Annotated in this window: 12 protein-coding genes; 10 read left to right on the top strand and 2 right to left on the bottom strand. The window is 73.6% G+C overall.

Going from position 1 to position 11,858, the window contains the following annotated elements:
- Nucleotides 1–39: 39 nt before the first annotated feature.
- Nucleotides 40–1,446 (bottom strand): serine/threonine-protein kinase, encoded by a 1,407-nt coding sequence (locus tag OHQ87_RS10700; protein ID WP_328347398.1) that lies wholly within the window; start codon nt 1,444–1,446, stop codon nt 40–42.
- A 479-nt stretch (nt 1,447–1,925) separates the two neighbouring features.
- Between OHQ87_RS10700 and OHQ87_RS10695 the strand changes: the two genes are divergently transcribed.
- The 10 genes from OHQ87_RS10695 to OHQ87_RS10650 all read left to right on the top strand — a co-directional run bounded on the left by OHQ87_RS10695 (nt 1,926) and on the right by OHQ87_RS10650 (nt 9,764).
- Complete coding sequence (locus tag OHQ87_RS10695; protein WP_328347397.1) at nt 1,926–2,549, top strand: RNA polymerase sigma factor; 624 nt, start codon at nt 1,926–1,928, stop codon at nt 2,547–2,549.
- A 16-nt stretch (nt 2,550–2,565) separates the two neighbouring features.
- Complete coding sequence (locus tag OHQ87_RS10690) at nt 2,566–3,375, top strand: hypothetical protein (RefSeq protein ID WP_328347396.1); 810 nt, start codon at nt 2,566–2,568, stop codon at nt 3,373–3,375.
- 154 nt (nt 3,376–3,529) lie between these two features.
- On the top strand, nt 3,530–4,765 hold the full coding sequence (gene egtA / locus OHQ87_RS10685; protein WP_328347394.1) for an ergothioneine biosynthesis glutamate--cysteine ligase EgtA: 1,236 nt from the start codon (nt 3,530–3,532) through the stop codon (nt 4,763–4,765).
- Nucleotides 4,762–6,099: an ergothioneine biosynthesis protein EgtB gene (gene egtB, locus OHQ87_RS10680; protein WP_328347392.1), complete on the top strand. Its 1,338-nt coding sequence runs from the start codon at nt 4,762–4,764 to the stop codon at nt 6,097–6,099. The genes egtA and egtB overlap by 4 nt, the downstream gene beginning before the upstream one ends.
- Before the next feature lie 16 nt (nt 6,100–6,115).
- The gene (egtC, locus tag OHQ87_RS10675) at nt 6,116–6,856 is read left to right on the top strand and encodes an ergothioneine biosynthesis protein EgtC (RefSeq protein ID WP_328347390.1); all 741 of its coding nucleotides are present in this window, start codon (nt 6,116–6,118) and stop codon (nt 6,854–6,856) included.
- Between the two features lie 42 nt (nt 6,857–6,898).
- Nucleotides 6,899–7,870, top strand: coding sequence for an L-histidine N(alpha)-methyltransferase (egtD, locus tag OHQ87_RS10670; RefSeq protein WP_328347388.1), 972 nt, complete (start codon nt 6,899–6,901; stop codon nt 7,868–7,870).
- Between the two features lie 291 nt (nt 7,871–8,161).
- Nucleotides 8,162–8,749 (top strand): TMEM165/GDT1 family protein, encoded by a 588-nt coding sequence (locus tag OHQ87_RS10665; protein ID WP_328347386.1) that lies wholly within the window; start codon nt 8,162–8,164, stop codon nt 8,747–8,749.
- A 72-nt stretch (nt 8,750–8,821) separates the two neighbouring features.
- Nucleotides 8,822–9,205 (top strand): DUF1622 domain-containing protein, encoded by a 384-nt coding sequence (locus OHQ87_RS10660; protein ID WP_442930814.1) that lies wholly within the window; start codon nt 8,822–8,824, stop codon nt 9,203–9,205.
- Complete coding sequence (locus OHQ87_RS10655; protein ID WP_328347382.1) at nt 9,202–9,564, top strand: hypothetical protein; 363 nt, start codon at nt 9,202–9,204, stop codon at nt 9,562–9,564. Before OHQ87_RS10660 ends, OHQ87_RS10655 begins: the two co-directional genes overlap by 4 nt.
- Nucleotides 9,561–9,764: a hypothetical protein gene (locus tag OHQ87_RS10650; RefSeq protein WP_328347381.1), complete on the top strand. Its 204-nt coding sequence runs from the start codon at nt 9,561–9,563 to the stop codon at nt 9,762–9,764. The genes OHQ87_RS10655 and OHQ87_RS10650 overlap by 4 nt, the downstream gene beginning before the upstream one ends.
- A gap of 146 nt (nt 9,765–9,910) precedes the next feature.
- On the opposite strand, the gene OHQ87_RS10645 is transcribed toward OHQ87_RS10650, so the two are convergent.
- Nucleotides 9,911–11,788 (bottom strand): polysaccharide biosynthesis protein, encoded by a 1,878-nt coding sequence (locus OHQ87_RS10645; protein ID WP_442930743.1) that lies wholly within the window; start codon nt 11,786–11,788, stop codon nt 9,911–9,913.
- Nucleotides 11,789–11,858 lie beyond the last annotated feature (70 nt).

Here is an 11,858-nt window from a genome sequence, read left to right as displayed (position 1 = left end):
CCGTTTTGGTGCTGATGGCGTGTCGGGCGTCGGACCGGCTCAGGTGCCGGCCGGCGGCGGATTGTTACCGCCCCCGCCGCCCGTGTCGGCAGTGGTGGGCGGCGGGTCCGCAGGGGTGGACGCCGTGGTGGGCGGCGGGTCGGCGGGAGTGGACGCCGTGGTCGGCGGCGGATTCACCGGGGTGGCCGGCACCGACTTGGTCGGTACCGGCACGGAGGAGCCGTTCGGCGGTGGCGTCGGGCTGACCGACACCGACGGCGACGGCTTCGGATTCTGGTTCTCCGGCCGGTTCGGTCGTTCCGGTTCCTCGGACTCGGTCTCCTCGGTGACCGCCGGCACCTCGGTCTGGTCCGTGGGCGCGACCGCCGGGCCGGTGTTGCGGATGTTCGGCACGCCGTTGTCGAGCGACTTCGTGGCGCCGAGCGCGGCCCCGAGCGCGGTCAACGCCACCAGCACCACTGCCAACGCGCCGACCAGGGACCCTCGGCGGGTGCGCCGCGTTTCGGGGCCGACCACCGTCGTCGGCGTTCCGGGCGGGCCGACGCGTGGGCCGTCCGCCCCGGACGGGGCGCGCAGCGGCGAGGCGACCAGGGCGGTCATGGCGGCGGTGCCGTCACCGGTCGCGGCGCGGGCGGCGGTGGCCATCTCGGCACCGGTGGCGAACCGGTCCGCCGGGTCCTTCGCCAGTGCCCGCGCCACCAGGGCGCGGACCGGTGCCGGAATGTCCGCCGGCAACTCCGGGGGCTCGTCGTCGAGGTGCCGCACGGCCACCTGGAGCGGGTTGTCACCGGTGAACGGTGGTTGCCCGGTCAGGCAGCAGTGCGCCACCGCGCCGAGGGCGTAGATGTCGGTGGCGGCCGAGACCGGCCTACCGGACGCCTGCTCCGGCGCCATGTAGAGGGCGGTTCCCGGCACCGCGTTGGTGCTGGTGATGCTTGTCACATTCGTGGAGCGGGCGACCCCGAAGTCGACGAGCACCACCGTGCCGTCCTCCTGCACCAGCAGGTTGCTCGGCTTGACGTCGCGGTGCACGATGCCGCCCGCATGCGCGGCATGCAGGGCCTGGGCGGCCTGCGCCACGATCGACATCGTCTCGGTCACGTCCAGGTGGCCGGCCGACTCGATCCGCCGGGACAGCGGCTCGCCCTCGACGAACTCCATGACGAGGTAGTCGGCCCTGCTGTCGTCGGCGAGACGGTCCTCGCCGCAGTCGAACACCTGCACGATGCCGGGGTTGCGCAGTGCGGCCATGATCCGCGCCTCGGAGCGGAACCGGGCGATGAAGTCAGGGTCCGAGACGAGTGCCGGCAGCAGCACCTTCACCGCGACCTGGCGGCCCAGCACCAGGTCGGTGGCACGCCACACGTCGCCCATGCCGCCGGTGGCGACACGTTCGTCCAGGCGGTAGCGACCGCTGAGCACGAGCTCGGATGACAACACCCCCATACCGTACCCAGGGTCCTCCCGTCCGGCAGACGCCGATATCCCTTCCGGGCATCCGTGGGGCGGTCCGTCCAGGTCCGGGCACCGCCCACCTGACGAGTGGTGTCCGGTGGGCGACTGACTGTCACCGCCGGTCCCGGTCGACCTGCCGTGCGACGTCGGCCGTTGTCGCAGGGGCGTCCCGAAGGTGATCCGTGTTACGGCGACGCGCCGCCGGCTCGCTTGATCCATCTCACGCCGGCCGCACCGGTGACCGCTTGCCTCCACCGCCGGGCGGCTCCTAGTGTTGGCCCGCCCCGGTGCCCGCGCCGCCGCCACCGTACTCTCGCGGCGGTGTTCAGACGGGTCACCCGGCCTCCGGTGCCGGGGTGTGGAAGGGCCAGCGGGGGGCTGAGGGTGCACGAGAGTAACCGCCGGTCGGGCCGTGGCTGCGACGCGTCGCCCGTCGTCGGTCCGGATCGTGCGGCGGGAACGGTGCGACCATGACCGATGACCTGACCGGGGCGGTCGTAGCGGCGCAGGCCGGAGACGAGGAGTCGTTCCGACTTCTCTACCGCAGCCTCCAGCCGGGCCTGTTGCGGTACCTCACCGCGCTCGTCGGCCCCGACGCCGAGGACGTCGCCTCCGAGACCTGGTTGCAGATCTCCCGCGACCTGGCCCGGTTCACCGGCGGTGAGTTCCGTGCCTGGGCGGTGACGATCGCCCGCAACCGCGCCATGGACCACCTGCGTCGGCAGCGTCGTCGCCCGTCGCTGCCGGTGCCGGTGCAGGCGCTCAACGACCTCGCCGGTGACGCCGACACCGCCGAGCGGGCCGGCGAGACGATCGGCACGGAGTCGGCGCTGGCGCTGATCGCCACCCTGCCACCCCGGGAGGCGGAGGCGGTGCTGCTGCGGGCGGTGATCGGGCTGGACGCCGAGACCGCCGGGCGGGTGCTCGGCCGGCGACCGGGTGCGGTCCGTACGGCCGCACACCGGGGGCTGCGTCGACTGGCGGCACTGTTGGATCGCGGCGACGCGTCGCAGCCGTCCGACGACGAGCGGGTCGTCCCGCCCCGACCCCGGCCGACGCCACACGCGTCCCGGGCCGAGCCGGCGGACGGCTGACGTGAGGGGAAACTGGATGAACTTCCACCGGCCGGCCCGGTCCGGCCGGACGGTGGACCGGGCCGAGGCCGAGCGGTTGCTCGATCCGACCGGCACCGGCACGCCGTCCACGGACGACCCGCTCGCCCGGCTGCTCGCCGCTGCCGCCGCACCGGCCCGCCCGGACGAACTCGCTGGCGAGCACGAGGCGGTGGCGGCCTTCCGGGCCGCGCGGACCGCCGCCACCCCCGGGCCCGCAGTGGCCGGCCGGCGGCGACGGCGGCTGACCACCGGCGTGGTGGCCTGGATCGCCGGAGTGGCCGCCACCGCCACCGCCGGGGTGGCCTTCGCCGCCGTCACCCTCGACGACCGACCCCCCGAGCGGACGCCCGGGCCCGGCCCGTCCGCCTCCGAGACCGGGTCTACCCGGCCTACCCCGCACCGGCAGGGCCCGTCCCGGCGGTCCACCGCCGCACCGGGGGGTACCCCCTCGGTCACCGCCGTCCCGCCCGCGACTCCGCACGACGGCAAGCCGGCCGGCAGCGGCAAGTTGGTCGGGCAGTGCCGGGCATACCTGGCCAAGTCGTCCGAGCAGCGGCTGAAGGCGGTGACCCGGCCCGGTTTCGCCGACCTGGTGGCCGCCGCCGGTGGAGCCGACCGGGTGGAGGCGTACTGCCGGGAACTGGTCCCGGGCCACCCCTCGACCGGGCCCGACGATCCCGACGACGACGGGGACGGTGGCCCGAAGGACGATGACCCGGCGGGCCCCGGCCCCGGTGCCGGCAGCGGCCCCGGCGGCGGGGGTACCGGCCCGGGTGCCAGCCGGGGGCCCGGCGCGAAGAACTAGCCGACTGGTCGACGGGGCGACACCGGGAGTTTCTTCCATCGGGTCTGCGCGATCGGTCCGTTGGACGGAGGATGGAGGAACGGGGCGGCCAGCCGACGGCCCTGCCCCGCCCGGCCAGTACGGCCGGATCCCAGCGTGGGGAGGAGACCATCTCGTGGTGACGTCGCCGGAGCTGGACCGGTCGACCGTGCTCGGGGAGGTGGCCGGCGCGGCCGGATACCTCGCCCGGATCTGCTTCAAGACCGGGCCACCCACCCTCACCGGCGTCGAACTGGAATGGACAGTCCACGACGCCGCCGATCCCGCCCGGCCACTGGACCGGGCGCGGCTACGGACGGCACTCGGGCCGCACAGCCCACCCACCCTGGACGACACCAGCCCGGCCCGCCCCCTGCGGCACGGCAGCACCGTGACCGTCGAGCCGGGCGGCCAGGTGGAGGTGTCCACCGCGCCGCGAACCTCGGTCGCCGCGCTGGTCTCGGCGACCCAGGCCGACATCGACGAACTCGACGCCCTGCTCGCCCGCGCCGGCCTGGTGCTCGGGCGGACGGGCATCGACCCGTGGCGGGCCCCGCGAGCGGTGGTCGACACCCCGCGCTACCGCGCCATGCGCTGCGTCTTCGACCGCCGTGGCCCGGCCGGGCGGACCATGATGTACAGCACCGCAGGCCTCCAGGTCTGCCTCGACATCGGTGAGCCGGCCGGGCTGCCCGACCGCTGGGCGGCGGTGCACGCGATGGGGCCACCGCTGGTGGCGGCCTTCGCCACGGCCGACCGGCACGCCGGCCGGCGTACCGGCTTGGCGTCCGCCCGGATGGCCGCCTGGATGGACATCGACCCGACCCGCACCGGCCCGGTCTGGTCGGCACACCACCCGGACCGGGACCCGGTCGCCGCCTGGACCGAGTACGTCCTCGCCGCGCCGCTGCTCTGCCTACGGCACGACGGCCCGGACTGGACGCCACCGCCGGGGATCACCTTCGCCGACTGGATAGCCGGGGCGCTGCCGTTCCCACCCACCACCGACGACCTGGAATACCACGTCAGCACGCTCTTCCCGCCGGTCCGCCCGCGCGGCTACCTGGAGGTCCGCTACCTCGACACCCAGCCCGGCCGGGACTGGACCGTCCCGCTGGCCGTGCTGGCCGCGCTGCTGCACGACGAGCGGACGGTCCGGGCGGCCCGGACCATCGCCACGCCGGTGGCCGACCGCTGGCACACCGCCGCCCGGCAGGGCCTGGCCGACCCGTCACTGGCCACGGCCGCCGCTGCCCTGCTCGACCTGGCCCGGCAGACGTTGCCGGTCCTGGACCTGCCGACCGAGACCCACGACGAGATCGACCGCAGGATCCGGCGACGGATCGCCACCGCGGAGAGGGGGAACCGGTGACCACCACCGAAGAACCGGGCACCGAGGCCGAACCACTGCGCAGCCGGATCGCCGCCGAACTGGCCCGGACCCGGGCCCGCACCGACGCGCTCACCACCGCCGTCGACGACGACGACCTGGTCCGGCAGCACTCGACGCTGATGTCCCCCCTGGTCTGGGACCTCGCCCACGTGGGCAACCAGGAGGAACTCTGGCTGGTCCGTGACGTCGGCGGCCGGGCGCCCGTCCGGCAGGACATCGACGACCTGTACGACGCCTTCAAGCAGCCCCGCAAGGACCGGCCCGCGTTGCCGCTGCTGCCACCGGCCGAGGCGCGGGCGTACGTGGCGACCGTCCGCGACAAGGTCCACGACCTGCTCGACGGGATTCGGTTCACCGACCGGGCGCTGGTCGCCGACGGGTTCGTCTTCGGCATGATCGTGCAGCACGAGCAGCAGCACGACGAGACCATGCTCGCCACCCACCAGCTACGGTCCGGCCCACCGGTGCTCGACGCGCCCCCGCCACCGGAGCCCCGGGCGCGGGTCGCCGGCGAGGTGCTGGTGCCGGCGGGAGCGTTCACCATGGGCACCTCGACCGACCCGTGGGCGCTGGACAACGAACGGCCGGCGCACACCGTCGACCTGCCCGCGTACGTCATCGACGCCGCGCCGGTGACCAACGGCGCGTACCGGGAGTTCCTCGCCGACGGCGGGTACGACGACCCGCGCTGGTGGAGCGCGGCCGGCTGGCGACACCGCACCGAGGCCGGGCTGACCGCGCCGATGCACTGGCGACGAGACGGCGACAGCTGGGCCTGTCAGCGGTTCGGGCGGTGGTCACCGGTACGCGACGACGAGCCGGTGGTGCACGTCTGCTGGCACGAGGCGCAGGCGTACGCGACGTGGGCCGGCAAGCGGCTGCCCACCGAGGCCGAGTGGGAGAAGGCGGCCCGCTGGGATCCGGCGACCGGCCGCTCCCGGCGTTGGCCGTGGGGCGACGAGGAGCCGACCGCCGAGCACGCCAACCTGGGGCAGCGGCACCTGTGGCCGGCGCCGGTCGGTGCCTACCCGGCAGGTGCCTCGCCGCTCGGTGTGCACCAGTTGATCGGCGACGTCTGGGAGTGGACGGCCAGCCCCTTCCACGGCCATCCCGGATTCGCGGTGTTCCCCTATCGGGAGTATTCGGAGGTGTTCTTCGGCGGCGACTACCGGGTGCTGCGCGGTGGCTCGTTCGGCACCGACCGGTCGGCCTGCCGGGGCACCTTCCGCAACTGGGACCACCCGATCCGGCGGCAGATCTTCAGCGGCTTCCGCTGTGCCCGTGACGCCCGGCCCGAGGAGGTCCACGGGTGATCGGCGGCGTCGCCTGATGTGCCGGCACCTGGCGTACCTCGGCCCCCCGGTGACCCTGCGGACGCTGCTGTACGACCCGCCGCATTCGCTGGTGCGGCAGTCCTGGGCGCCGCGGGACATGCGCGGCGGCGGGACGGTCAACGCGGACGGCTTCGGCGTCGGCTGGTATCCCGGCACCGGGAGCCCGGTGCGGTACCGGCGGGCCGGGCCGATCTGGTCTGATCCGACCCTGCCCGAGCTGGCCGGGGTGACCCTCTCCGGCGCGGTGCTGGCGGCGGTGCGCTCCGCGACGGTCGGCATGCCGGTGCAGGAGAGCGCCGCCGCGCCCTTCGCCGAGGGGCGGTGGCTGTTCAGCCACAACGGGGTGGTGCGCGGCTGGCCGGACTCGATCCTCGCGCTGGCCGGCGGGCTGCCGGTGCGGGACCTGGTCACCCTCGACGCGCCGACCGACTCGGCATTGCTGTGGGCACTGGTGCGGCACCGGTTGCGGGCCGGCGCGTCAGTGACGGAGGCGGTCACCGCGACGGTGCGGGAGGTCGCCGCCGTGGCCCCGGGATCACGGTTGAACCTGCTGCTCACCGACGGGGTGTCGGTGGTGGCGAGCGTGTGGGACCACGCGTTGTCGGTGCGCGTCACCGGCGACGCGGTGCTGTTGGCCTCCGAGCCGGTGGACGACACACCCGACTGGCAGCAGGTGCCCGACCGGCAGTGGGTGCGGGCGGGGCCGGGCGGGGTGCACCTCGGCGAGCTGGGGTGACCGTGCGGAACTGGACGATTGTGGTGCAGGAGAGGACATCTGATGAGCGCGGAACCGCTGGAGATCTATCTGGAGGAGCGGGACCTCGACCGGGCCCTGCGGTCCGATGTGCGGACCGGCCTGGCCGCCGACCCGAAGTGGCTGCCACCGAAGTGGTTCTACGACGCCCGGGGCAGCGAGTTGTTCGAGGAGATCACCCGGATGCCGGAGTACTACCCGACCCGGGCGGAACGGGCAGTGCTCGCCGAGCGGGCGGCCGAGGTGGCCGGGTCGACCGGGGCGAAGACGCTGATCGAGCTGGGCTCGGGTTCGTCGGAGAAGACCCGGCTGCTGCTGGACGCGTTCACCCGGCACGGCGGGCTGGGCACCTTCGTGCCGCTGGACGTGTCGGTGAGCGCGCTGCGGCAGTCCACCGCGCAGATCGCCACCGACTACCCGGCGCTGCGGGTACGCGGCATCGTCGGTGACTTCACCCGTCACCTGGACCGGCTGCCGACCGGTGGCGGGCGGCTGGTGGTCTTCCTGGGCGGCACCATCGGCAATCTGCTGCCGGCCGAGCGGGCCGGCTTCCTGGCCGCCATGCGGGCGGCCCTGGAGCCGGGCGATCACCTGCTGATCGGCACCGACCTGGTCAAGGACCCGGCGGTGATCGTGCCGGCCTACGACGACGCGGCCGGGGTGACCGCCGAGTTCAACCGCAACGTGCTCCGGGTGATCAACCGGGAGTTGGACGCCGACTTCGATCCGGACGCGTTCGCCCATGTGGCCCGCTGGGACCCCGAACAGGAGTGGATCGAGATGCGGCTGCGGGCCCGCCGGCCCATGCGGGCACGGGTCGGTGCGCTCGACCTGACTGTCGACTTCGCCGCCGACGAGGAGTTGCGCACGGAGGTGTCGGCGAAGTTCCGGCCAGCGGGAATCGCGGCGGAGCTGACGGCGGCCGGCTTCCGTCCGGCGCAGTTCTGGACCGACCCGGACGGCCTGTTCGGGGTGACGCTGGCCCAGGCGGCCTGACCCGTGCCGGCTGTTCCGGGTGACGCCCGTCCGGAGCAGCCCGGCCCGCGCCGCCGACGGAGGGTCCGGGTGACGAGGTGCACCCGGACACCCCGGCGGGCGGGACGGTCGGCTAGGCTGGCGGACGCGAAGGGGAGTAGCCCCCAATGTCGTGGTCGACATACTGGTGTGCACCGCACCCGGCCACGCGGCCCCACCTCACGGTGAGGCGGGCGAGACCTTCGACTCAGGCTGTCACAGCCGGGTCGAGGGCGCCCCATACCTCCTCCCGGCCTGATCGGGAAGGTTCTCATGGACGGTTTCCTCGTCGCGCTGGTGGTCAGCTTCGGCGTCATCTTCGTCGCCGAGCTGGGGGACAAATCCCAGCTCATGGCGCTCACGTTCGCCACCCGGTTCAAGACCGTACCGGTGCTGATCGGCATCACCGTCGCCACCGCGATCGTGCACCTGGCGTCGGTGGCCATCGGGGTCGGCCTGAACGCCGCGTTGCCCACCGAATGGATCTCCCTGGTCGCCGGCCTGGCGTTCCTCGGCTTCGGCGCCTGGACGCTGCGCGGGGACAAGCTCACCGAGGAGGAGAAGCGCAAGGCGGAGAAGACCGGCAAGTCCGCCGTCTTCGCCGTCGGTGTCGCGTTCTTCCTGGCCGAGCTGGGCGACAAGACGATGCTCGCCACCATCACCCTGGCCACCAAGTACGGCTGGTTCGGCACCTGGCTCGGCTCGACCCTCGGCATGGTGGCCGCCGACGCCCTGGCCATCCTGGTCGGCCGGATGCTCGGCCGCCATCTGCCGGAGCGGACCATCCGGTACGGCGCGGCGGTGCTCTTCGCCATCTGCGGCCTGTGGCTGATCCTGGAGGCGGTGCGGGAGCTGTCCTGACGGCCGACTAGCTGATCCGGGGGCGGGTAACGCCTCCCGGTGAGGGCGGACGAGTTGCTGCGCCACGGCGACATGGTCGTGGTGGGGGTGGTGGAGACCCTCGGCGCGACGGTCATCGTCGTCGGTGCGCTCTGGGCGGCGCTGCGGTTCGTGGTCGAGGGGCTGCGACACCGCAGCGCCGCCGTGTTCACCCCGATCCGACTCTCCCTCGGCCGGTTCCTCACCCTCGGCCTGGAGTTCCAGTTGGCGGCGGACATCCTGCGTACCGCGGTGTCGCCGAGCTTCGCCCAGCTCGGTCAGTTGGCCGCGATCGCCACCATCCGGACCGCGCTGAACATCGTCCTCCGCCGGGAGATCGCCCAGGAGCAGCGGCAGGTGCGCGCCGACGCGGACGCCGGTGGTCGAGCACCCCCGGGCCCGCCGACCGGGGGCGGGCACGGCGGGCCGCCCGGATGAGCGGCGTCGCGGTCTTCCTCGCCACAGTGGTGAGCGCGCTCGCCCTCGGTGTCGGTGGTGTGGTGCTGCTGACCGTCCGGTCCTGGCGGACCGCCCTGCGGGTGCTGCTCGAACTGCTGGTCGCCGCCGGTCTGCTCCGGCTGCTGGGCGGGCGGAGCTGGCCGGCGCTGGCGACGGCGGCGGCGATCATCGCGCTGCGCCGGCTGCTCTGGGCCGGCCTGGGCCCGCCGTCATCCCCGCCACCACCGACCACCGACCCGTCGCTGACTACCGACCCCCGGGGGTGGGTAAGCCGATCACACCCCGACCGGGGGTCAGCAGGGCACGAACCGGATGTGACGGGAAGGATTCCCCTATGAGCCGGCACGACGAGCCGAACGAGTACGCCTTCGCGGGCGGGGCCACCGCCCCGCAGCCCCCGGCGGGCGGTCGCCCCGACGAACAGGACCTGGCCGAGGTGGTCGCGGTGCCGGGCGACGACCTGACCGAGCCGGTCGCCGAGGCGCTGGAGGAGACCGAGCCGGACGAGCGGGACCGCCCGGCGCACCGACGTCGCTGACCGACCACCACCGTCCGCCCGGTGGCCCCACCTGCGGGACGGCACCGGGCGGACGGTGGGCTCAGACGGACGGTGGGCTCAGACGAACGGTGGGCTCAGACGAACGGTGGGCTCAGACGAACGGTGGGCTCAGGCGGACGGTGGGCTCAGCGGGGTGAGGGCAGGGACGAGAGCCGGGCGGAGTCGCCGAGCCGGGCGAGGTCGTCGTCGCAGCACGCCGCCAACCGCTTGATCAACTCGTCCGGGTCGCCGTACGGGTCGAGTCCGGCCAGCTCCGCGGGGGCCAGCGCGGGCACCCGTACGTGGGAGATGAGCGGGTGCAGCGGACGGCTGTCGATCTCGTCGACGCCGAACAGGTCCTCGTGCAACTTCTCCCCGGGGCGCAGACCGGTGTAGACGATCTCGGGTGATGGGGACGCCTCGGCGGCCAACCGCTGGGCCACCTCGGCGATGCGGACCGGCTCGCCCATGTCCAGCACCAACGCCTCGCCGCCCCGGCCCAGCACGGCGGCCTGGAGCACCAGGTGCACCGCCTCCTGCACGGTCATGAAGTACCGGGTCACGTCCGGGTGGGTCACGGTGATCGGGAGTCCGGCCCGGACCTGGGCCTGGAAGGCGGTGAGCACCGAACCGCGGCTGCTGAGCACGTTACCGAAGCGGACGCTGAGGAACGCCGCGCCGTACCGGTCGGCGTAGTGCGCCATCAGCCGCTCGGTGATCCGCTTCGAGTAGCCGAGCACGCTGATCGGGTTGGCCGCCTTGTCGGTGGAGATGTTCACGAACTCGGCGACGTCGCGGCATGCCTCCAGCACGTTCAGGGTGCCCTGGACGTTGGTCTTGACCGCCTCGCCCGGATGCCGTTGCAGCAGTGTGAGGTGCTTGAGGGCGGCGGCGTGGAAGACGATGTCGGGCCGTCGGTCGGCGATCACCCGGGCGATGCCGTCACCGTCGCGGATGTCGGCGAGGATCAGCTCCGGCCCGTCCAGCAGCGCCCGGCCGTGCAGGGACATCTGCAGCGCGTGCAGCGCGGACTCGTCCCGGTCCAGCATCATCAGCTCACCGGGGTCACAGCGGGCGATCTGCCGGCACAGCTCCGAGCCGATCGAGCCACCGGCCCCGGTGACCAGGACCCGGCGTCCGGCCAGTCCGTTGCGCTCCACGGTCAGTTCGGCCACCCGTTGGGCCCGGCCGAGCAGGTCGGTGAGTTGCAGGTCGCGTACGGCGTCGGCGGTGACCGGGCGGTCCAGCAGTTCCCGTACGGGCGGTAGGACCTTGAACGCGGCGCCGGCCTGCAGGGTGCGACTGCGGACGTCGCGCATCAACGCCGCGTCCGAGCCGTTGATCGAGAAGATCACCGTGCCGGCCCGGGTGTCCCGGACCGCCTGGACCAACTGTTTCCGGCCGCCGAGCACGCGGAGCCCGGCCATCCGCAGCCCCTGTTTGTCGGGGTCGTCGTCGAGCAGTCCCACCGGCAGGTACCCGCTGGTCGGGTCGCCGAGCAGCACCCGGGCCAGGCGTTCGCTGGCCGCGTCGACCCCGTAGATGAGGGTCCGGTCGGCCGAGCGGGCCGGTCGGGCGTCCCGGTCGCGTCGCCACCGGTAGGTGACCCGGCCGGCCCCCATCATCAGCAGCGCGACGGCGGCACCGAGGACCGGCACGCTGGCCGGGATCGGTCGTTCGGTCATCGGTAGCAGCGCGGCCAGCGCCACGGCGGCGGCCAGCACCACCGTCCCACCCAGGTCGCGGGCCTCGCCGACGCTGCCGACCGGATGCCGGCCACGGGCGGTGAACCGTACCTGTTCGAACGCCGCGTGGATGACCGCGCACACGCCGGCAGCCCCGAGGGTGAGCGCGCACTGCCGGGGCGTGATGCCGAACTCGTAGCGGGCCCAGGAGGCGATCAGGAAGCCCGCGCACCAGGAAGCGGTGTCGAGCGTTAGCAAGGAGAGGGCCTTCGCGCGTCGGGTGACCCAATCGCGCCGCTGGATGGGGTCGTCGTCGGGCAGGGGGTCTACGTGGTTCATTGGCGTCCTCTGCGTTTTGTTTCGTTATTGCGAGGATTCGGCACTGTGGAGAGGTTTGCATCGTATACGT

It is taken from the genome of Micromonospora sp. NBC_00421 (assembly GCF_036017915.1).
Lineage (GTDB): Bacteria > Actinomycetota > Actinomycetes > Mycobacteriales > Micromonosporaceae > Micromonospora.
Note: the sequence above shows the minus strand (reverse complement) of the source record. Positions and strands in the feature narration are given on the sequence as shown.